At 69.4% G+C, this 18962-nt stretch carries 23 protein-coding genes; 9 read left to right on the forward strand and 14 right to left on the reverse strand.

Annotation, left to right across the window (positions count from 1 at the left end):
* Positions 1-53 precede the first annotated feature (53 nt).
* The 5 genes from KFLA_RS05380 to KFLA_RS05400 all read right to left on the reverse strand — a co-directional run bounded on the left by KFLA_RS05380 (position 54) and on the right by KFLA_RS05400 (position 3221).
* Positions 54-728, reverse strand: a complete 675-nt coding sequence (locus KFLA_RS05380; protein WP_012918752.1) for a potassium channel family protein — start codon at positions 726-728, stop codon at positions 54-56.
* On the reverse strand, positions 721-2055 hold the full coding sequence (locus KFLA_RS05385) for a TrkH family potassium uptake protein (RefSeq protein ID WP_012918753.1): 1335 nt from the start codon (positions 2053-2055) through the stop codon (positions 721-723). Before KFLA_RS05385 ends, KFLA_RS05380 begins: the two co-directional genes overlap by 8 nt.
* Before the next feature lie 155 nt (positions 2056-2210).
* Positions 2211-2537 (reverse strand): DUF1048 domain-containing protein, encoded by a 327-nt coding sequence (locus KFLA_RS05390; protein ID WP_012918754.1) that lies wholly within the window; start codon positions 2535-2537, stop codon positions 2211-2213.
* Position 2538: 1 nt separating this feature from the next.
* Positions 2539-2898, reverse strand: a complete 360-nt coding sequence (locus KFLA_RS05395) for a DUF1048 domain-containing protein (protein WP_012918755.1) — start codon at positions 2896-2898, stop codon at positions 2539-2541.
* Entirely contained in the window at positions 2895-3221 is a 327-nt protein-coding gene (locus KFLA_RS05400) for a PadR family transcriptional regulator (protein ID WP_012918756.1), read from the reverse strand. The genes KFLA_RS05395 and KFLA_RS05400 overlap by 4 nt, the downstream gene beginning before the upstream one ends.
* Before the next feature lie 123 nt (positions 3222-3344).
* On the opposite strand from KFLA_RS05400, the gene KFLA_RS05405 reads away from it, so the two are divergent.
* Both KFLA_RS05405 and KFLA_RS05410 read left to right on the forward strand, forming a co-directional pair.
* On the forward strand, positions 3345-4217 hold the full coding sequence (locus tag KFLA_RS05405; protein WP_012918757.1) for an SDR family NAD(P)-dependent oxidoreductase: 873 nt from the start codon (positions 3345-3347) through the stop codon (positions 4215-4217).
* A gap of 17 nt (positions 4218-4234) precedes the next feature.
* Positions 4235-4708 (forward strand): MerR family transcriptional regulator, encoded by a 474-nt coding sequence (locus tag KFLA_RS05410; RefSeq protein ID WP_012918758.1) that lies wholly within the window; start codon positions 4235-4237, stop codon positions 4706-4708.
* 6 nt (positions 4709-4714) lie between these two features.
* On the opposite strand, the gene KFLA_RS05415 is transcribed toward KFLA_RS05410, so the two are convergent.
* Both KFLA_RS05415 and KFLA_RS05420 read right to left on the reverse strand, forming a co-directional pair.
* Positions 4715-5536 carry an SAM-dependent methyltransferase gene (locus tag KFLA_RS05415; protein WP_041289804.1) on the reverse strand — a complete coding sequence of 274 codons (822 nt, stop codon included), beginning with the start codon at positions 5534-5536 and terminating at the stop codon, positions 4715-4717.
* Between the two features lie 123 nt (positions 5537-5659).
* Positions 5660-6232, reverse strand: a complete 573-nt coding sequence (locus tag KFLA_RS05420; protein ID WP_012918760.1) for a TetR/AcrR family transcriptional regulator — start codon at positions 6230-6232, stop codon at positions 5660-5662.
* Between the two features lie 129 nt (positions 6233-6361).
* Between KFLA_RS05420 and KFLA_RS05425 the strand changes: the two genes are divergently transcribed.
* The 4 genes from KFLA_RS05425 to KFLA_RS05440 all read left to right on the forward strand — a co-directional run bounded on the left by KFLA_RS05425 (position 6362) and on the right by KFLA_RS05440 (position 10511).
* The gene (locus KFLA_RS05425) at positions 6362-6937 is read left to right on the forward strand and encodes a hypothetical protein (protein WP_012918761.1); all 576 of its coding nucleotides are present in this window, start codon (positions 6362-6364) and stop codon (positions 6935-6937) included.
* A complete protein-coding gene (locus KFLA_RS05430) occupies positions 6937-8403 on the forward strand; it encodes a dihydrolipoyl dehydrogenase family protein (RefSeq protein WP_012918762.1) in 1467 nt (488 codons plus the stop codon). The genes KFLA_RS05425 and KFLA_RS05430 overlap by 1 nt, the downstream gene beginning before the upstream one ends.
* 24 nt (positions 8404-8427) lie before the next feature.
* Positions 8428-8733: an OsmC family protein gene (locus KFLA_RS05435; RefSeq protein ID WP_012918763.1), complete on the forward strand. Its 306-nt coding sequence runs from the start codon at positions 8428-8430 to the stop codon at positions 8731-8733.
* A gap of 98 nt (positions 8734-8831) precedes the next feature.
* On the forward strand, positions 8832-10511 hold the full coding sequence (locus tag KFLA_RS05440; RefSeq protein ID WP_012918764.1) for a glycoside hydrolase family 13 protein: 1680 nt from the start codon (positions 8832-8834) through the stop codon (positions 10509-10511).
* A gap of 8 nt (positions 10512-10519) precedes the next feature.
* Here KFLA_RS05440 and KFLA_RS05445 read toward each other — a convergent pair whose 3' ends face one another.
* Positions 10520-11185, reverse strand: a complete 666-nt coding sequence (locus KFLA_RS05445; protein WP_012918765.1) for a phosphotransferase family protein — start codon at positions 11183-11185, stop codon at positions 10520-10522.
* A gap of 153 nt (positions 11186-11338) precedes the next feature.
* On the opposite strand from KFLA_RS05445, the gene KFLA_RS05450 reads away from it, so the two are divergent.
* Entirely contained in the window at positions 11339-11884 is a 546-nt protein-coding gene (locus KFLA_RS05450) for a GNAT family N-acetyltransferase (RefSeq protein ID WP_012918766.1), read from the forward strand.
* A gap of 76 nt (positions 11885-11960) precedes the next feature.
* Entirely contained in the window at positions 11961-13166 is a 1206-nt protein-coding gene (locus KFLA_RS05455; RefSeq protein WP_158307261.1) for an MFS transporter, read from the forward strand.
* 25 nt (positions 13167-13191) lie between these two features.
* Here the strand turns inward: KFLA_RS05455 and KFLA_RS05460 are convergent, their stop codons facing one another.
* A complete protein-coding gene (locus KFLA_RS05460) occupies positions 13192-14991 on the reverse strand; it encodes a lipase family protein (protein ID WP_041289160.1) in 1800 nt (599 codons plus the stop codon).
* 157 nt (positions 14992-15148) lie between these two features.
* On the opposite strand from KFLA_RS05460, the gene KFLA_RS05465 reads away from it, so the two are divergent.
* Positions 15149-15610, forward strand: a complete 462-nt coding sequence (locus tag KFLA_RS05465; RefSeq protein WP_012918769.1) for a DUF642 domain-containing protein — start codon at positions 15149-15151, stop codon at positions 15608-15610.
* Positions 15611-15752: 142 nt separating this feature from the next.
* Here KFLA_RS05465 and KFLA_RS05470 read toward each other — a convergent pair whose 3' ends face one another.
* From KFLA_RS05470 to KFLA_RS05490, 5 genes are all read right to left on the reverse strand, one after another.
* The gene (locus KFLA_RS05470) at positions 15753-16370 is read right to left on the reverse strand and encodes a dihydrofolate reductase family protein (protein WP_012918770.1); all 618 of its coding nucleotides are present in this window, start codon (positions 16368-16370) and stop codon (positions 15753-15755) included.
* Positions 16367-16843: an SRPBCC domain-containing protein gene (locus KFLA_RS05475; RefSeq protein WP_012918771.1), complete on the reverse strand. Its 477-nt coding sequence runs from the start codon at positions 16841-16843 to the stop codon at positions 16367-16369. Before KFLA_RS05475 ends, KFLA_RS05470 begins: the two co-directional genes overlap by 4 nt.
* Positions 16840-17178: an ArsR/SmtB family transcription factor gene (locus KFLA_RS05480; protein ID WP_012918772.1), complete on the reverse strand. Its 339-nt coding sequence runs from the start codon at positions 17176-17178 to the stop codon at positions 16840-16842. The genes KFLA_RS05475 and KFLA_RS05480 overlap by 4 nt, the downstream gene beginning before the upstream one ends.
* Before the next feature lie 93 nt (positions 17179-17271).
* Positions 17272-17988, reverse strand: a complete 717-nt coding sequence (locus tag KFLA_RS05485; protein WP_012918773.1) for a hypothetical protein — start codon at positions 17986-17988, stop codon at positions 17272-17274.
* Between the two features lie 119 nt (positions 17989-18107).
* On the reverse strand, positions 18108-18938 hold the full coding sequence (locus KFLA_RS05490; RefSeq protein ID WP_237706736.1) for an LLM class F420-dependent oxidoreductase: 831 nt from the start codon (positions 18936-18938) through the stop codon (positions 18108-18110).
* Positions 18939-18962: the final 24 nt, after the last annotated feature.

The following is an 18962-nucleotide window of genomic DNA, read 5'->3' on the forward strand; positions in this document are numbered from 1 at the left end:
GGTTTTGTGCCCTCGCTGACCACCCGCTCCGATCGGCCCAGCTGCTGCTGAGGTCAGTCGAGATCGGCGACGGTTTCGACGTCAGCGGTCTTGCCCGCGACGATCAGCACGTCGCCGCGGTGCACGACGGTGTCGGCGGTGGCGTAGGTGAAACCCTCGCCGGGACGTTTGACGCCGACCACGGTGACGCCGTACTTCGAGCGGAGCCGGCTCTTGCCCAGCGACTGGTCGTGGGTCTGGACCGGGGCGTTGGTTTTCACGATCGCGTAGTCGTCCTCGAACTCGATGAAGTCGAGCATCCGGCCGGTGACCAGGTGCGCGACGCGTTCGCCCATGTCGTGCTCGGGCAGGACCACGTGGTGGGCGCCGATCCGTTCCAGGATGCGGCCCTGCTGCCGGTTGGTGGCCTTGGCCCAGATGGTGGGGATGGCGAAGTCGGCCAGCAAGGACGTGGTCAGGATGCTCGCCTCGAGGTTGCTGCCGATGCCGACCACGGCGCGCTCGAACTCCGGTACGCCGAGCTGGCGCAGCGCCTCCTCGTCGGTGGTGTCGGCGACAACGGTGTGGGTCAGCTCGTCGGCGATGGCCTGGACGCGGCGCGGGTCGGCATCGATTCCGAGGATCTGGTAGCCGCCGCGGGCGAGTTCGCGGGCCAGTGAGCTGCCGAAGCGGCCGAGGCCGATCACGACGATGCGCGAGCTGTGGTTCGTGCGTTTCTGGTCAGCCAACGACGGGTCTCTCCTCAGGTAGTTCGTAGCGGCGCGGACGGTCTCTGATCGCGAGTGCCGACGCCAGGGTGACCGGACCGAGCCGGCCGATGAACATCAAGGCCATCAGGACGAACTGTCCGGCCACCGGGAGCTTCGCGGTGATGCCGGTGGACATGCCGACGGTGCCGAACGCCGAGACGGTTTCGAACAGCACGTCGTCCAGCTTGAACGAGGTCATCGCCAGCAGCGCGAGCGTCCCGGCCATCACAGTGCCGACGCCGAGCAGGGCGACGGTGAGTGCCTGGCGCTGGACCTGCCCGGGCAGCCGGCGGTTCAGGACGTGGACCGTCGGTTCGCCACGGATCTCGGCGAGCATGACGAAGGCCAGCAGCGCGAAGGTGGTCACCTTGATGCCGCCCGCGGTGCCGGCGCTGCCGCCGCCGATGAACATCAGCACGTCGTTGACCAGCAGCGTGGTCGGCTCCAACTGGGCCACGTCGAGACTGTTGAACCCGGCGGTCCGCGGCATCACACCGTGGAACAGCCCGACCAGCAATCTGTGGTGAAGCTCCAGCGCGCCGAGCGTGGCGGGATTGCGCCACTCGACCACGGTGACGGCGACGGTGCCGACGACCAGCAGACCGCCGTACGTGGCCAGCGTGATCCGGGTGTGCAGCGACCACGGCCGGCCGCGCCACTCGCGCCGGCGGCGGCGCAGCAACTCCAGCACGACCGGGAAGCCCAGGCCGCCGAGAACGATCGCCGCCATGATCGGGAAGCAGATGAACGGGTCGGTGGCGAACCCGATCAGGCTGTCGCTGTACAGGGCGAAGCCGGCGTTGTTGTACGCCGACACCGCGTGGAACACCCCGAGGTAGACCGCGCGGCCGAACGACTCGCCGTAGCCGAGACCGAAGCGCAGCGCGAGCAGGATCGCGATGACGACCTCGACGGCGAGGCTGAGCCGGATCACGCCGCCGACGACCTGGCGGACGTCGCCCAGACCCAGCGCTTTCGTCTCGGCCTGGGCCGACAGTTGCAGGCGCATGCCGAGCCGACGTGCGACCAGCAGGGCGAGGACCGAGGCCAGCGTCATCACCCCCAGGCCGCCGATCTGGATCAGCCCGAGAACGACGCCTTCGCCGAACCCGGACCAGTACGTCGGGGTGTCGACCACGATCAGGCCGGTGACGCACACCGCCGACACCGCGGTGAACAGCGCCGGCACCACACCGGTCGACTCTCCGGTGGTCGATGCCACTGGCAACATCAGTAGCATGGTGCCGACGGCTGTCACCGCTGCGAACCCGGCCACGACCAGCTGGCCCGGGTGGCGCCACTTCATCCGTACCTCCGTTGTCGCTGCCCGCTGGATCGTACGCGGCGGTGCCGTCGACTACATCCTTGCCGCCGGGAGTTCATCACCCGGAATCCCTGTGCAGCAACGGTGTTAGAGGTCTGTTAGAAACCGCCGAACCCAGCTGGTGAGCGCCAACGGTGCTACTTCTCGGCCGTGCCGGACTCTGCGCTGACGGACTCCTGGTAGATGTCCGCGTAGGTGCGCGAATCCTTGATCAGCTCGTCGCAGAAGGCCGCGACGTCCTCGCCGGTGAGCTCCAGCACGCCCCGGCCGGCAGCGGCGCCCTCCTCGAAGAAGCCGAGCAACCCGGGCAGCAGGTGGCCTTCCTGCAGGTCGATCGGTCCGACCTTGAAGTAGTACTTCTGGATCTCCTGGTAGACGATCTGGTAGTCCGGCGGGAGCGCCTTGACGCGTGCCACGTGCGCCCGCCACTGCTTCTTGCCGTCGATGATGTCCCGAATGCCCACGTCAGCCTCCCAGCCGGTTCAGTTTCCTGGCGACGTTCCTGTTCAGCTGGTCGCGCCACCGGTCGCGATAGCTGGGTGCCCCTTCGCCGCCGGCCAGCGCCGCGCAGAAGCCCGCGATGTCGTCACCGAGCACTTCCCGGACGCTCTGCCCGTCGGCCGCGGTCTCTTCCAGCAGCCCCAAAGCACCGTCGGCGATCGGTAGCAGGTTTCGGCCGGTGAAGTCCGAGTGGGACGCGGTCAGGTGGAGCTTGATCTGTTGCCACGCCGCCCGGTGGTCGGCCGGCAGTGCCGCGGCCCGCGCCTCGAACGCCGTCCACTCACGGGTGAGGTCGCTGCCGGTCATGCGTTGCCACAGGTTCATGTCCCGCCCTCTCTGAGCTTGTCGATCCGTGCTGCGACGTAGTCCCATTTCGCCCAGAACGTCGTGAGCTCGTCGCGGCCGGCGTCGTTGAGCGCATAGAACTTGCGCGGCGGACCCTGCCCCGACGGTCGCTTCGTCACCTCGACGAGCCCGTTCTTCTCCAGTCGCACCAGGATGGTGTAGACCGTGCCCTCGACGACGTCGGTGAAGCCGAGCTCGTTCAACCGGCGCGTGATGGCGTACCCGTAGGTCTGTTCGCTGCCGATGATCTGCAGCACGCAGCCCTCGAGCGTGCCCTTCAGCATCTCCGTCAGGCCGTCCATCCGGCGCCTCCTCGAGCCCAAGTACTCAGTACCGCTGAGTACCGGTACACAGTATCACGGAGTAGTGGAAGTAGTAGGTCGGAGCTTGCCTTCGAGCGCGCTCGAATCTCTACGGTCGAAACCATGGCGACAAGCAGCGACAGCAAGACATGGATCATCACCGGCGCGAGTTCCGGCCTCGGCCTGGCGCTGGCCGAGGCTGCCCTGCGGGCCGGGGAGCAGGTGCTCGGGACCGCGCGCCGCGTCGACCGGTTCGATGCGTTCAAGGCCCGCTGTGGGGATCGGTTCGTGGGGGTCGAGCACGATGTGCGGGACACGTCGGGCGCTGCCGCGGTCGTGCAGCGCGCGCTCGACGTGTTCGGGCGGGTCGACGTCCTCGTCAACAACGCCGGCGCCGGGCAGGTCGGGGCGGCCGAGGAAGTCAGCGACGGCGAACTGCGCGACATGCTCGAGCAGCACCTGCTCGGCCCGGCCGCCTACGTCCGGGCTGCTCTGCCGCACCTACGGGAGCAGGGCGCGGGCGCGATCGTGCAGATGAGCAGTCAGGGCGGACGCATGTCGTTCCCCGCGGTCGGGAGCTACTCGGCCGGCAAGTTCGCGCTGGAAGGCTGGTCCGAGGCGCTGGCCGGCGAGGTCGCGCCGTTCGGTATCCGCGTGCTGATCGTCGAGCCCAGCCGCTTCCGCACCGAGTTCAACACGGCCGACGTGCTCAAGACCGCCGACCGGCAAGCTACGTACGACGACGTGATCGGTGCCGTGCGGGCCAACATGGCCGACGCCGACGGCCGTCAGGAAGGTGATCCCGGCCGGGCCGCCGCCATCATCCGGGACGTGCTCGACGGCGCCGACGCGCCGCTGCGGCTGCCGCTCGGTGCCGAGGCGGTGCGCAACCTCACCCGCGTCTACCAGCGTGCGCTCGACGACGTCCAGAAGTGGGCTGCCGTGAGCGAGTCAGCGGACTTCCCGGGGATGCCACCCTCGGTCCGGGCGTTCTGACCCCTAGGGTGGCGTGCATGGCCACCGACGCGCTGATCGACCGCATTCTCACCGCGTCCGACGAGCAGTCCACGTCGGTCGTGGACGCGCTGCACGACCTGCTGGGCGATGCCACGATCGACGCGTCGGCGGCGCCGCTGGGAGTCGCCGAGGCCGCCGGTGTCGTCGGACTGTCGACGCACACGCTCCGGTACTACGAGCAGCAGGGCCTCGTGCGGCCCGCCCGCAACGCTTCCGGGTACCGCGAGTACTCCGCGCTAGACCTGCGGCGGCTGGTTTTTCTGACCCGGATGCGGGTGGCGGGCATGACGATGCACGACCTCAAGCGGTACATCGCGCTCGTCGAGCAAGGCGCGAGCACGATGCCCGACCGCCGGCGCATCATGCTCGACCAGCGCGACCGGATCAAGCAGCAGCTGCGCGAACTCACCCTCGCGCTGGAGACCACGGAGTACAAGATCCGCACCTACGACGGTCACCCCGAAGGCTGAGAACGCTCAGCGAAGGCGGGCGATGCCGCCGAACTCGATCCACTCCGAGGTCAGTTGCTGCGGAGCGTCGTTGCCGTCGGGCCGCCACGTGGACACCTCGACGAGTCCGGGCTCGAGGATGTCCATGCCCTCGAACCACTCGGCCACGTCCTTCTCCTGCCGAACACGGCCCCAGTGGCCCTGCGTGACCTGGTCCATGAACTTGGTGACGGACTCGCGGATCCGGGGGTCCTCGCTGACCAGCTGGCACATCACCAGGTAGCTGCCCGGAACCAGCCGCTCGGTGACCCGGTGAACCACGGCCGACGGGCCGTCGGTCTCGCTGTCCGGGATGCAGTGGAAGACCGAGTTGAACAGCACGGCGACCGGCTGGGAGAAGTCGATCAACCGCTGGGTGTCGGGGTGGGAAAAGATCGTGTCGGTGTCGCGCAGGTCGGCCTGGATGACCGTCGTGCGCTCGTCCTCGACCAGCAGCGCCCGGCCGTGCGCCAGCACCACCGGGTCGTTGTCGACGTAGACGACTCGTGCGTCCTCGTGGGTCCGCTGGGCGACCTGGTGCACGTTGTCCTGCGTGGGCAGGCCGGATCCGTGGTCGAGGAACTGCTTGATCCCGTGCTCCTCGGCGAGAACCCGCACGGCCCGCTGCAGGAACCGCCGGTTGTTCACGGCCAGGGCGCGGGTGCTCGGGACGACCTGGTCGAGCTCGGCAACGGCTGCTCGGTCCGCTGCGAAATTGTCCTTGCCGCCGAGGTAGTAGTCGTACATGCGCGCCGCGGTCGGAACGGTCTCGTCGATGGTGATCGAGAGTGGCTGCTTGTCAGGCTGCATGACCTTCCCCAAGTTGCGAACCGGGCCGACCGGACCGTCGGCGGACGACACCTTACTAGCTCCTGGTTACCTGCGGTATCGGTCAGGAACCCGAAGTGACGATCGCCTGGTCAGGTGTGAGGTTCAGGCGTCCGGCTGCCGGCGGCTGCGGTACGTGAGCAGTCCTTCGATCCCGCGCAGGAACGTCGCGCAGATGGGCTCGGGGTCGGACAGGCAGCCGGCGGTCATGGCGCCGTCGCGCAGCATGACGAAGTGCTGGGCGGCAGGCTCCGGGTCCGGCTTTCCGGTGTCGGTGAAGAGCTCGGTGATCGTGGCCAGAAACCACTGCCGGTGCCGCAGGACCGCCTGGTGCACCGGGTGGGCCGGGTCGGGATACTCGGCGGCGGCGTTGAGGAACGCGCAGCCGCGAAAGCCGGGGTGCTGGATGTCGTCCGCGATGGACCGACTGACAGTGCGAATGACCTCGTCGGCGGAGGCATCCTCGGATCGCGCGGCGCTCACTCGGGCGCGGATCGCCTGGTCGGCCTGCGTCAGGTAGGCGACGAGCAGTTCGTCCTTGCTGGGGAAGTGCCGGTAGAGCGTCGCGCGGGTCACTCCGGCGGTGGCGATGATGCGGTCGATGCCGACCGAGTGCAGCCCCTCCGAGTAGAACAGGCCGCTGGCCGTACTGAGCAGTCGTGCCCGGGCTTCCGACATCCGCCTCTCCTTCCTCGGATCCGTGCCGCCAGGCTAGCAGACAGAACGATCGGTCTTGACAGTGCGGCACCGATGCGTGAAGCTCAGCAAGACCGATCGTTCTATCTACCACAGTGAAAGAAGACTCTGATGTCCAGTTCCACTGCGGCGGGCGTCCAGCGCGCGGGTGCGGCGACCGCCGGCACCAACCTGCGAAACCTGTACTACGCCCGCTCCGGATTCGCCGTCCTCTGGGCCGTTTTGCTCATCCTCAGCGCGTCGACGCTCAATCCGGTGAGCATCGCCCTCCTGGTGCTCTACCCGCTGGTCGACCTGGCCGCGGCCGTCGTCGACCTCCGTTCCTCGGGTGCCACCCGAGCGCGAACACCGCTGTACGCGAACCTAGCCCTCAGCCTGCTCGCGGCGATCGCACTGGCCGTCGCGGTCACCTCCGGCATCCCGAGCGTGCTGCGGGTGTGGGGAGCCTGGGCGATCACCGCGGGCGTCGTGCAGTTGATCGTCGCGATCCTGCGTTACCGCCTCGGTGGCCAGTGGCCGATGATCCTGAGCGGTGGACTCTCCACGCTCGCCGGGACCGGCTTCGTCCTGATGGCCGCCGGCGCGAACGCTTCGATCAGCGGCATCGCCGGGTACGCCACGGTCGGCGGCGTCTTCTTCCTGAGCTCGGCGATCCGTCTGCACCGCCTCGCAGCGGCGGCGAAGTGATGGCGAACCCGAGCGAAAGCACCACCTTCGACGTGGTGATCATCGGCGCCGGCCCGGTCGGCGAGAACGTTGCCGACCGGGTGGTGCAAGGCGGCCTCAGCGCGGCGATCGTCGAACGCGAACTCGTCGGCGGCGAGTGCTCGTACTGGGCGTGCATGCCGACCAAGGCCCTGCTCCGCGACGCGGCCGCGGTGCGCGCCGCTCGCGCACTGCCGGCTGCCGGTCAGGCAGTCACCGGGGGCCTGGAGGTCGCCGCGGTACTGGCCCGGCGGGACCGTTTCGCCTCCAACTGGAGCGACACGGGGCAAGCCGAATGGCTCGACCAGGCAGGGATCGCGCTGGTCCGCGGCCACGGACGCATCACCGGCACCCGGGTCGTCACGGTCACCGGCACCGATGGCACGAGCAGGGTGCTGCAGGCACGCCACGCAGTCGTCATCGCCACCGGAAGCAGCGCCCAGCTACCGCCCGTCCTCTGCCTGGCGGACGTGGCTCCATGGGCGAGCAGGGAAGCTGCGGCCGCGCGAACCGTTCCCGATCGGCTCGCGATCATCGGCGGGGGAGTGGTCGGATCAGAGATGGCGACTGCGTTCAGCGCCCTCGGCTCACACGTGACACTCATTTCCCAGACCCGGCTGCTCCCCGGTGTTGAGCCGTTCGCCAGTGACCAGGTGACCGCTGCGCTCCGTGCGGCCGGTGTCTCGCTGCACCTGAAGCTCGACGCGACCGAGGCCCGGCGGGACACGTCCGGCACCGTGCACCTCACCCTCTCCGACGGTCGGCTCGTCGCCGCCGACGAAGTCCTGGTCGCCACCGGACGGACCCCGAACACCAAGGACCTCGGCCTGGACCACCTCGGTCTCACCCCCGGAGCCTGGCTTCCCGTCGACGACGCTCTCGCTGTGGTCGGCGACGACGGCAAGCCGGTCGGCGATGGCTGGCTGTACGCCGCGGGCGACGTGAACAAGCGGGCACTGTTGACGCATCACGGCAAGTACCAAGCTCGCGCGCTGGGCGATGCGATCGCCGCGCGAGCTCACGGCCAGGAGCTCGATCTCGCTGCCTGGGGGCGCCACGCTGTCACCGCCGACGAACGGGCCACCACGCAGGTGATCTTCACCGATCCCGAGGTCGCCGCCGTCGGCCTGTCCGCCGAGGCCGCCTCGGCCGCCGGCTTCCGGATCAGGGTCGTCGACCACGATCTTGGCGCGGTCGCCGGCGCGGCGCTGCACGCGGACGGCTACCGCGGCCAGGCCCGGATGATCGTCGACGCGGACCGCAACGTCCTGATCGGCTTCACCGCGGTCGGGCCCGACGTGGCCGAACTGTTGCATGCGGCCACTATCGCCGTCACCGCGGAGGTCTCGCTCGACCGTCTCTGGCACGCGGTCCCCGCCTATCCGACCATCAGCGAGATCTGGCTCCGCCTGCTCGAAGCCGACGGCCGCCGTACTCGGCTCACCTGATCCCAAGCACAGAAGGAGAACGGCATGTCCCAACCTCTGTACACCGCCATGGCCACCTCGACCGGAGACGGTCGGGCCGGCGGGCGCGCAGCCAGCAACGACGGCCTGCTCGACGTCACCCTCGCCGTCCCGCACGAGATGGGCGGACCGGGTGGCGCCACGAACCCCGAGCAGGGCGGTTTCAGTCTCTCCGCCGCACTGCACGCGGAGTTCGGCGGCATCGACGAGGCCACCGCCGACGCGCTCGTCGCCGCCGCCCACACGATCTGCCCGTACTCCAACGCCACCCGCGGCAACATCCCCGGCACCGTGGACGCCACCGTGGCCTGAACGATCCGCGGTGCGCTGGACTGCCGGCGACGCATCCGTCCTGAACTGTCGGTGCCGGCGGTTAGCTTGACCGACGACGCCGACAGTGAGGAGTAGCGATGAGCGCGGGCGTGAAGAGTTCTGCAGACTGGTGGCGCGATGCCGTCGTCTACCAGGTCTACATCGCCAGCTTCGCCGACGGCGACGGGGACGGCCTCGGCGACATCGCCGGACTCCGCGCCCGGCTGGATCACGTCGTCGCGCTCGGTGCCGACGCGATCTGGGTCAATCCCTGGTACCCGTCGCCGATGGCGGATGCGGGCTACGACATCAGCAACCATCGCGCGATCGATCCCAGGTTCGGCACGCTCGACGACGCGCGCGAACTGATCGCCGTAGCTCAGGAGAAGGGGCTTCGGGTGCTGCTGGACCTGGTGCCCAATCACTGCTCGGACCAGCACCCGTGGTTCCGGCAGGCGCTCGCCGCGGGACCTGGCGCGGCGGCACGGGACCGGTTCCTCTTCCGCGACGGCCGGGGCGTCGACGGCGAACTGCCGCCGAACGACTGGACCAGCGTCTTCAACGGCCCGGCCTGGACGCGCGTGACGGAACCGGACGGCTCACCAGGGCAGTGGTACCTCCATCTGTTCGCGGCCGAGCAGCCCGACCTGAACTGGAACCACCCGGATGTCCGGGCGGACTTCGAGCAGACGCTGCGGTTCTGGTTCGACCTGGGCGCCGACGGATTCCGCATCGACGTGGCCAACGCGTTGTTCAAGGAGGCCGGACTGCCCGATCTGGACGGCCGTCGGTACCCGCCGCCGCGGGTGGAGGTCGACGGTGAACTGGTCCGGCCGCCCTGGGCGGCTCACCCGCACTGGGACCGGGACGAGGTGCACGACGTCTACCGGACCTGGCGTGCCATCGCCGACAGCTACGACCCGCCGAAGGTCTTCGTCGCCGAGGCCTGGATCGATGAACCGAGCCGGCTGTCGCGGTACCTGCGCCCGGACGAACTGCACACCGCGTTCAATCCCGGGTACCTGATCACGCCCTGGGACGGCGGCCAGTTGCGGCGGACCTTGGTGGAGACTCTGGCCGAGCACAGTGCCACCAGTACGCCGCCGACCTGGGTGCTGTCCAACCACGACGTCGTGCGGCACACTTCCCGATTCGCTCGCCTGACCCAGGAGCCCGGCTTCTGGCTCAAAGACCTGCGCGGACGGCCGGCGGATCCCCAGCTCGGTCAGTTGCGCGCCCGGGCCTCGGTCCTGCTCACCCTGGCCCTGCCGGGCAGCGTCTATCTCTACCAGGGTGAAGAACTCGGCCTGCCCGAGGTCGAGGAACTGCCGCCTGCTGCTCGGCGAGATCCCACGTGGTACCGATCCGGAGGTACTGATCCCGGACGCGACGGCAGCCGGGTTCCCTTGCCCTGGGAGGGGAGCGTGCCGCCCTACGGCTTCTCTACCACGCCGAACACCTGGCTGCCGCAGCCTCCGGACTGGAAGGCCCTGACGGTCGAAGCCCAAACCGGTGATCCGTCGTCGATGCTCGAGTTCTACCGCACGGCTCTTCGACTGCGCCGCGCCCTGCCGGCCTTGGGCGACGGCGAGGTCACCTGGCTGCCGGGCAGCAGCGAATCCTTGATCCTCTTCGACCGCGCTCCGGGCTTCCGCTGTGTCGTCAACATCGGCTCGGAGCCCGTACCAATGCCGTCAGGGCGACCACTACTAGCCAGCCGTGCACTTCCCGGCGATCACACCCTGCCAGGAAACGCCGCCGTCTGGCTGGCAACCTGAGAGGTGGCCTACGCGGTCCAGGCGGCGGTGGTGGTGGTGCGTGCTTTCCAGAGGGTGACGGCCGGGCCGTCCGGGGTCCAGCGCTCGCAGAAGTCTTGTAGCTGCTTGCAGCGTGCCACCATCGCGGCTTGCCTTGCCGGCCAGGCGGGGACGTCGCCCGGGTAGGCGTCGAAGAAGGCGGGCAGGGCGTGGGCCTGCTCCGGGTGGTGCATCCGGACGATCCACTCGCACCAGGCGAGGTCGTCCAGCGGATCGCCGTAGTGGGCGAACTCCCAGTCCACCACGCCGGTCACCGCGAAGGTCTCCGGGTCGAGCAGGAGGTTGTTCGGTCCGAAGTCGCCGTGCACGAGGACGTCTCCGGGCGAGGTCTTCGGCAGGCCGATGATCTCGGTGGAGTGGATACGGCCGAGAATCCGCCCGCACGACATCAGAACCGCCTCGGCATACTCGGCGTCGAGCAGTTCCTGACCTGGCTTGCCGGGCACGAAGCCGAGCCGCAGAGTCCCGGCAACGAGTCCCCGAACGGGCGGTACCGGCAGCCGGCCCTGCAGCTCGCACAGTACGGCGTACTCGCGCTCCCGGCGCAGCGCGGCGTCCGGCCCGGCGTACTGCTTCTCCACCACGGCGCCGTCGCCCATGGTGTTGTTGGTGTAGCCGTGCTTCATCGGAATCATCGACGTCAGCTCTTCCCTCGCACGCCAGGTGAACAGCGCCAGTCACGGAGCCACACTCTGCCCGCCGTCTCGAGCAGAGACTATTCGAAGTGGGCCGGCGCCTGACCGCATTAGGGTGATTGCCGTACCGGCGAGCCAGGAAAGGGAGTTGTCGTGCGATCACTGGTCTTCCGATCAGCCGGAGCAGACGATGCCGAGCGGGTCGCCGGCCTGCACGCGGACAGTTGGCGCCGGCACTATCGAGGTGCGTTCTCCGACTCGTTCCTCGACGGCGACCTCGAGGCCGACCGTCGTGTGGTCTGGTCGGCCCGGCTGGCCGCGCCGACCGGCACCGCAACGATTCTCGCCGAGTACGACGACCAGCTGGCGGGGTTCGTCCACGTCATGCTGGATCACCATCCGAGGTGGGGCAGCCTGGTCGACAATCTGCACGTCCACCACAGTCAGCGCCGTACCGGCGTCGGCACCCGGCTCCTTTCTCACGCGGCGGCCGCGGTCATCGATCAGGCGACGGGCAACGCGATCTACCTGTGGGTGCTGCAGCAGAACACCGACGCTCAGCACTTCTATCGCGCTCTGGGAGCCAGTGAAGTGGAGACGGCAACCGTCTCACCGCCGGGCGGAGATGCAAGCCGTCTCCACGGCTCTCCCCGGCGCCTGCGCATGGTCTGGCGCGATGCCGCGCAGCTGACCAGCTGAGGGCACCGAGGCGCAGAGTGGCTGGGTAGCTGGAAAACGCTTTGCGCCTGGTGGATCCCGTGCGGTGGACTGTCTCGTGAGCAGCTCCTTGATCACGGTGTTCGTCCGGTGGACCTGGCTACGGGCCGTCCTCCACAACGGCTGGTGGCTCGTCACCAGCCTCTACCTGGTTGTGGACGCGAACCTCTCGGCGGCCCAGATCGTCCTGATCGGAGCTGTGCAGGGGATCTTCGCGCTGGCCTGCGAGGTGCCTGCCGGAGTACTGGCCGACACGATCAGCCGCAAGTGGTCGCTGGTGGTCTCCCAGCTCCTGATGGGTACGGCGATGCTGGTGACCGGGCTGGTCACGGCATTTCCGTTGCTCCTGGCAACCCAGGTGCTGTGGGGCGTGTCCTGGTCCTTCGCCAGCGGAGCCGACGTCGCCTGGATCACCGACGAGCTCGAGCAGCCCGAGCGCATCTCCGCCGTTCTGGCGCGGGCAGCGCGGGCGCAGCTGACCGGCGCGGCGACCGGGCTTGTGGGGCTGGGCGCGCTGGCCTGGGCGACGCAGCGCGACATCGCGATCGTGACGGCCGGCGCCGCCATGCTTCTGCTCGGGCTGTACGTGGCCCTCCGGTTCACCGAGCAACGCTTCGCCCCGGCTCGGGCCGCCCGATGGTCGGCGTCCTGGAGCATCTTCCGTGGCGGTGTCGCGCTCGTCCGCCGGAGCCCGGAGCTCCGGCTGATCTTCCTGGCCACCTTCCTGATCAACGGTGCGGCCGACGCCGGTGGCCGGCTCGCACCGAAGCAGCTGGTCGACCTGGGGCTCCCAGTGGCCTGGGACCCGATCGTTTGGTTGACGGGTGTCGGTGTGCTGGCTCTGGTCGTCGGCGCCGTGGTGCTGCGTCGGGTGGAGAGGCGTCTCGACGGTGAGCGCGCGCGCCACTCGTACCGGGTGGCAGCGATGATCGGGCTGCTCGGCATGACCGGTGTCGCGTTCGCGCCGGATGCGGCCAGTGCCAGTGCCGCGCTGGTGATCGTGTCCGGGATCGCTGTCCCCTTGACCCGGATCATCGCAGCGCTGTGGGTGAACGCGCGGACGACGAGCGTTGTACGGGCGACGACGCACTCGTTCCTGGCCCAGGCCGAGTATCTCGGCGAGGTGACGTGCGGCCTGGCGATCGCGGCGACCGCAAGCCTGGTCTCGCTGCCCATCGCCCTGGCCGCCTCAGCCGCGCTCTTCGGCCTGACCGCCGCCGTGATGCGGCGCCCTGGAGCTGCGGTAGAACCACGGGCGCGATGAGGCTAGGGGATTAGTGGGCGGGCCGTCAGGAGCAGGTGTTCTGCTGGTCCCTCCCGGCGAGTCGATCGGCGGTCCAGCGCTCGAGGTCGGTGTTCAGCGGTGACCCGGGTTCGAGAACGCCCATGTGTGTCCGGCCCGGGTACCGCGTGTAGCGCAGCGGGCGGCCGGCGGCGCAGAGCCGGGCCACGTAGTCGTCCTGGAGACGCGAGATGATGACCTCGTCCGCGGTGCCCTGCGCGATGAACAGCGGAGCGGACCAGGGGCCCAGTGCGACGTTCTGGCGCAGCCGTCGGCCGACCGCTCCGGTTGCCGGGTCCTCGGCGAGGATCGGTGTGTCGCGGGAGACGGCGACGCCGGTGAGCACCGTGAGCAGGGTCCCGGGTTCGCTGGTGCACCGGGCGGCCGCCTCCTTCACCAGCGTCCTGGCGGCCGGAGTGACGACGTCGAGGGAGATGTCCGGGTACGAACGGCTGTACGCCGCCACCACGAACGAGATGCCGAGGCTCGCCCCGAGGGCGCCGGGATGCGCGGTGACGAGCTGGGCGAGCGCAAGCGGATCGCTCGCGGCCGACAGCGCGGCGGTCCCGACGACCTTGACGTCCGGCGCGTAGGTCGGCGCCAGTTGCCCGGCCCACAGCGCGGCGTGCCCGCCCTGGGAGTGTCCCCAGATCACCGTCTCGGGTGCGAGGTCGAGGCCGTCCAACTGATGGGCGGCCCGGACTGCGTCGAGGACCGAGCGCCCCTCGCCCTGCCCGACCAGGTAGGGGAAAGCGCCCTCGGTGCCCTGGCCGATGTAGTCGGTGGCGACCATGCCCCACCCGTTGCGCGCCAGGGCGTCCATCGACGGCATGCCCTCGGTCGAGATCGCGTTGCGCCCCAGGCTGGGAGCGCACGCTCGCGCGACACCGACCGTGCCATGGGCCCAGGCGATCAGCGGCGTCGGGCGACCGGTCGGCTCGGCGGGCACCGCCACGACGGCGCTCGCCAGGCCGGGAACGCCGTCGTCCGCGGTGGTCGTGTAGAGGATGCGCTGGGCAGTGAGCCCCTGCGGTAGGTCGCCGTCATAGGGCTCGGCCCGCAGGAGCCGCCCGGGCTCGGTGGGTACGACGTCAGGCGCGTCGTAGAAGTTGTCGACCACCGGGATCCCCTGCCGGAACTGCTCGCTGACGACGAGAGTTGTGGTCGCGGTGAACAGCGCGACCACCGCGGCGACCCATCGCAGACCGTGCTGCCACCGGGGCCCGGTCGTCCGTCGCGTCCCGGCCGGCCGGAGTCGGCGCCCGATTCCTCGCCCGAGGAGGGACAGACCGAAGCAGGCGGTGCGTACGCCGAACAGCAGCGCGACGACCAGCAGGGTGGCGTCCGGCCAGACCCGCGCGACCAGCCCGAACGCGATCTCCGACAGTCCGAACACGGCCGCGAGCACCCGGTCCGCGGCCGGGCCTCGTCGCACGTCGAGCAGCCGAACAGCACCACTGACGATGAGCAGAAAGGCCAGGAACGGGCCGAGCAGTTCCAGGCTCCGGCCGAGCCAGACGAGCAAGGCCAGACCTGCGAGGACCCAGCCGATGCCCGTGACCAAGGGCAGTCGCGCGCCACGCTCGCGGCGGGCAACCAGTTCACCGAGGCCGGACACCACACAACTGATGCCGGTGTAGATGCCGAGCACGGTCAGCGAGCTCAGGGGCCGAACAGCGAGCAGCAGACCCAGCGCGGTGGTCGCCGTTCCGACGATCACCAGCACCCACCACGGCGCACGCGACAGCAGGCCGGGCAGCGCCCGAACCCGGCGGTTCAACCGGCGGTACGGCGTCCGAGCCGACATGACTCCCACCGTAGGCGATCCGCGGTCGTTACTGCCAGTCATAGTCTGCTTGCGCAGCGGTCTACGGCGCTGTCAGAGCGGCCGCGCCGCTGAGCGAGGTCGATTGCGGAGCGTGCTCGTACGCTGACTGTGAGGATCCACCCGTTCATCTGCCTACGTGGCCGGGCAGCAGTTCGGCGGCTGGACGGTGACGTCGGGCAGCGTCGACCTGACCACCGACTGGGTGGACGCCGAGGGGCGGCAGTCCCTTGACCTGAACGGTTCCGGCGACGGCGCTGTCGCCAGGAGCCTGCCCGCGCAGCTGCTCACGACGTACAAGGTCACCTTCGCGGTGGCGGGCAATCCCGAAGGTTCGCCCACCGTCAAGAGCGGAAAGGCCACTGTGAACGGGCAGGAGGTGGACACCTTCACGTTCAGCATCGCCGGGAAGAACAACTTCAGCATGGGGTGGGTCTACCGCAGCTTCTACTTCACCAACCTGCTGTCGGCGTCCTCGGTGCTGCAGTTCGCCGGCACCTCCGGGTCCGCCTGGGGCGCGGTGATCGACGACGTCAAGGTGGAGAGCTGCCTGCTGATCCTCTGCCCCGCCTCGGCTGCCACCGTCAATCGAATCAGCTGACCGCCAGGACCGCGATGCGGCGGCGAAGACGGCGTGGCTCGAAAGCGGCGAATCCGGCACCGCTGCAGTTGGTGGTGGGCGGAGTGCAGGGCAGCTGCCCGGATCGCCGTGAGCCAGGTCCGCAGGCAAGTAGGGGTACGGCCTACACGAAGGCTGACACGCCCTCGTACTGCGCCACCGGGGCGGCGCCGACGACGTCGTACTCCAGCAGAACAAGGCCTTTCGGCGTGCTCTCGTGCTTGGTCAGGCGGAGGCCGCCGGAACCGCCGCGGTGGTCGAACAGCCGCCGGCCGGAACCGATCACGGCCGGCGCGATGACGAGCCGGACCGCGTCGAGCAGGCCGGCGGCCAGCAGGAAGTTGCCGAGCCGTGCGCTTCCGTGGATCTGCAGTTCCCGCCCAGGCTGCGCCTTGAGCTTCCCGACGGCCGCGATCGGGTCGCCGCGCAGTACGGTCGTCGGATTCCAGGTCCCTTCGGTCAGGGTGTTGCTGACCACGTACTTCGGCAGGGAGTTCATCCGCGCGGAGAACGGGTCGTCGATCTGCGGCCAGTCCCGGGCGAAGGCTTCGTAGGTCCGCCGGCCGAGCAGCAGTCCGTCGGCCAGGTCCAGCCACTCGGACGTCCGCTGGACGAACAGTTCGTCGAGGTGCGGCACCAGCCAGCCGCCCTGGGTGAAACCGTCGGTGGTGTCCTCGGTCGACGACCCGGGACCTTGGCTGACCCCGTCGAGCGTGACGAACTCGGTGAGGACCAGCTTCATCGGCCGGCCTCGCTCTCCGCCGCCGCGGCGAGCTGCTTCAGCACCGTGCCCCAGCCGTCCGCGAAACCGAGCTCTTCGTGGCGGGCCCGGGTGGCCGGATCGCCGTGCCGGACGAGGATCCGGTAGTCCGTACCGTCGGGATGGTCGGCCAAGGTGATCTCGGCCGTCATCAGGAACGGCTCCGGATCGGCCGGGCGCCAGGCGCTGTCGATCGCGTTGGTGTACACCAGTCGCTCCAGCGGTTCGACGACCAGGAAGGTCGCGTCGAGCTGCGGGACGAACGTGATTCCGTCGTCGCTCATCGAGGTGACGAGCGCGCCGCCGGGCCGGGCTTCCAGCCGCTCGACCTGGCAGATGGCCGGTGCCGGGATCCACCACTTCGCGAAGCGGGCCGGATCGGTCCAGGCCCGCCAGATGACCTCGCGCGGCGCTCGGATGACCCGCTCCAGGGCCAGGTCGAGATCGGGGTTCATGACTGTTCCTCCAGGGGTTCGGTGACGAGGCGCTCGAGCCGGTCGGTGCGGTCGGCCCAGATCCGGCGCTGCTCCGCGAGCCAGTCGTCGACCAGCGCGAGCCGGTCGCGATTCAGTACGCAGGTGCGCACCCGCCCGGCCTTGACCGTGCGGATCAGGCCGTTCGTCTCGAGCGTGCGGATGTGCTTCATGAACGAGGGAAGGGTCATCGGGAACTCGCCCGCGAGCTCACCCACGCTGGTCGGCCCCCGCCCCAGCCGCCGGATCACCCCGCGCCGGGTCGGATCCGCCAGCGCCACGAACACGCCGTCGACCTCCGCCGAATACTGTGCCATGAGGCTAAGTATTAGCGCTGGTCAACACTTAGCGCAAGGGCTAAGTGATCGGGCGGCCAGGGAGAAACCCTGGCCGCCCTGGAGGTGCGCAGGTCAGCGGCCGAGACCGGCCTTGTCGACCTTGCGGTGGAAGCGCATGCCGGCCAGACCGCCGACCAGTGCGCCGACGAGGCTGGCGGCCGCTGCCAGCAGCAGAGCCACGATGCCGCCGGTGGTGAGACTGCCTTCGCTGACAGGGATCCTGGGGAAGCTGTTCAGCCTGCCGAGCACGTTGTACTCGTTGCCGGCGATCGCCACGACGATGGCGACGACGACGGCGATGACCACGGCCCACAGCCAGACGGCGAGCCCCTGCTTCAGGCCGTTGAACCGGGCCATCCGGCCGGCGACGTAGCCGCCGCAGTAGTACGCGATGAACAGCACGACGAGCACCAGGATGCCGCCGGCGATGCCGATGGTCTCGGCATTGGCGTCGGCCTGATCGGTCGCGTCGGCGGTACTGGTCCCGGTGGCGACGCCGACCACGGCGCCGGCGGCGGTGAGCAGGGCGGTCAGCAGCACGGCCGTCCCGGTGGCCGTCAGCCAACCGAAGAAGGCCGACCCGGCCTTGATTCCGCCGTACTCCTCCTTCTCGCGATTGACGACGCTGTGACGATCCCTCGGCAGGGCCGCGTCCGGTGTGTGACTGCCGTTGTCGGGATCGGCGTGGGTGGCTGACCGGTCGTCGCGGTCGATCAGCCTGTCTTCGGGAACCGGCCGGCCGGTCGCGGAATCGTCGCGACGGCTGCCTTCTGGTGCTGCGCTACTCATGATTGTCCTCTCGACGGAGCGCGTGAAGCCGTCCGTCCCCCGCCGGCTGGCTGACCGGGTCGGTACCCGGGCCGATGGGCAGCAAACGAAACTCTGCACAAGTTCGAGAGGTGTCGTGGTCAGAGGGTGCCGAGCGCTTCACCGAGAGACCGCAGCGCGGGCAGATAGTCGTTGTCGTCCGCCAGGATCTGTGCGCACACGTGGTTCGCGCCCGCGTCGAGATGCGCGACCAGACCGGCCGCGACGTTCTTCGCATCGCCGTGCACAACGAGCGCGTCGATCAGTGCGTCGCTGCCGTCCGGGACCAGGTCGGCGTCGCTCCAGCCCAAGCGCTTGAGGTTGGAGATGTAGTTGGTGAGGCGGAGGTAGGGGTCGGCCACCCGCTGCCGCCCCAGGGCGCGCGCCCGCTCGACGTCGGTGTCCAGGACGACCATCTGTTCGGTGGCGATGAGCGGCTTCGGTCCGATCAGCTCGCGCGCCTGGAGCGTGTGCTGCGGGGTGGTCAGGTACGGGATCGCGCCGGCCGTCCGCGCTGCCGCCAGCCGCAGCACCCTGGGACCGAGCGCGGCCAGTACCCGTCGGTCCGGCGGTACGCCGGCGCGGTCGAGCACGTCGAGGTAGTCGACCATCGTCTGGTACGGACTCGCGTACTCCCGGTCCGTCTCGGGATGCCCGATGCCGATGCCGAGCACGAACCGGCCGGGAAAGCGCCGGGCGATGCGGTGGTACGACTCGGCCACCTCCGCGGCGCCGACGGTCCACAGGTTGATGATGCCGGTGGCAACGATCAGCCGGTCGGTCGCGGCGATCATCGCCTCGGGCAGTGCGAGATCGCCCTTCGGGTTGGCTCCGATCCAGACGGTGCCGAAGCCGGCTCGCTCGATCTCCTGGGCGTACTCCGGCGAGAGTCCGTCCTCGTGCCGCCAGATGCCGAATCTGCCGAGATCCACAGTCAGTTCCCTCCCGTTGACACT

Source organism: Kribbella flavida DSM 17836, from assembly GCF_000024345.1.
GTDB lineage: Bacteria > Actinomycetota > Actinomycetes > Propionibacteriales > Kribbellaceae > Kribbella > Kribbella flavida.

Excerpts from the sequence above, each read along its gene's own strand:
- KFLA_RS05470 (WP_012918770.1), bottom strand. The coding sequence starts at position 16,370 with ATGAAGCTGGTCCTCACCGAGTTCGTCACGCTCGACGGGGTCAGCCAA.
- KFLA_RS05410 (WP_012918758.1), top strand. The coding sequence starts at position 4,235 with ATGGCCACCGACGCGCTGATCGACCGCATTCTCACCGCGTCCGACGAG.
- KFLA_RS05420 (WP_012918760.1), bottom strand. The coding sequence starts at position 6,232 with ATGTCGGAAGCCCGGGCACGACTGCTCAGTACGGCCAGCGGCCTGTTC.
- KFLA_RS05480 (WP_012918772.1), bottom strand. The coding sequence starts at position 17,178 with ATGGCACAGTATTCGGCGGAGGTCGACGGCGTGTTCGTGGCGCTGGCG.
- KFLA_RS05445 (WP_012918765.1), bottom strand. The coding sequence starts at position 11,185 with ATGATTCCGATGAAGCACGGCTACACCAACAACACCATGGGCGACGGC.
- KFLA_RS05400 (WP_012918756.1), bottom strand. The coding sequence starts at position 3,221 with ATGGACGGCCTGACGGAGATGCTGAAGGGCACGCTCGAGGGCTGCGTG.
- KFLA_RS05405 (WP_012918757.1), top strand. The coding sequence starts at position 3,345 with ATGGCGACAAGCAGCGACAGCAAGACATGGATCATCACCGGCGCGAGT.
- KFLA_RS05435 (WP_012918763.1), top strand. The coding sequence starts at position 8,428 with ATGTCCCAACCTCTGTACACCGCCATGGCCACCTCGACCGGAGACGGT.
- KFLA_RS05475 (WP_012918771.1), bottom strand. The coding sequence starts at position 16,843 with ATGAACCCCGATCTCGACCTGGCCCTGGAGCGGGTCATCCGAGCGCCG.
- KFLA_RS05395 (WP_012918755.1), bottom strand. The coding sequence starts at position 2,898 with ATGAACCTGTGGCAACGCATGACCGGCAGCGACCTCACCCGTGAGTGG.
- KFLA_RS05415 (WP_041289804.1), bottom strand. The coding sequence starts at position 5,536 with ATGCAGCCTGACAAGCAGCCACTCTCGATCACCATCGACGAGACCGTT.
- KFLA_RS05430 (WP_012918762.1), top strand. The coding sequence starts at position 6,937 with ATGGCGAACCCGAGCGAAAGCACCACCTTCGACGTGGTGATCATCGGC.
- KFLA_RS05485 (WP_012918773.1), bottom strand. The coding sequence starts at position 17,988 with ATGAGTAGCGCAGCACCAGAAGGCAGCCGTCGCGACGATTCCGCGACC.
- KFLA_RS05440 (WP_012918764.1), top strand. The coding sequence starts at position 8,832 with ATGAGCGCGGGCGTGAAGAGTTCTGCAGACTGGTGGCGCGATGCCGTC.
- KFLA_RS05385 (WP_012918753.1), bottom strand. The coding sequence starts at position 2,055 with ATGAAGTGGCGCCACCCGGGCCAGCTGGTCGTGGCCGGGTTCGCAGCG.
- KFLA_RS05425 (WP_012918761.1), top strand. The coding sequence starts at position 6,362 with ATGTCCAGTTCCACTGCGGCGGGCGTCCAGCGCGCGGGTGCGGCGACC.
- KFLA_RS05460 (WP_041289160.1), bottom strand. The coding sequence starts at position 14,991 with ATGTCGGCTCGGACGCCGTACCGCCGGTTGAACCGCCGGGTTCGGGCG.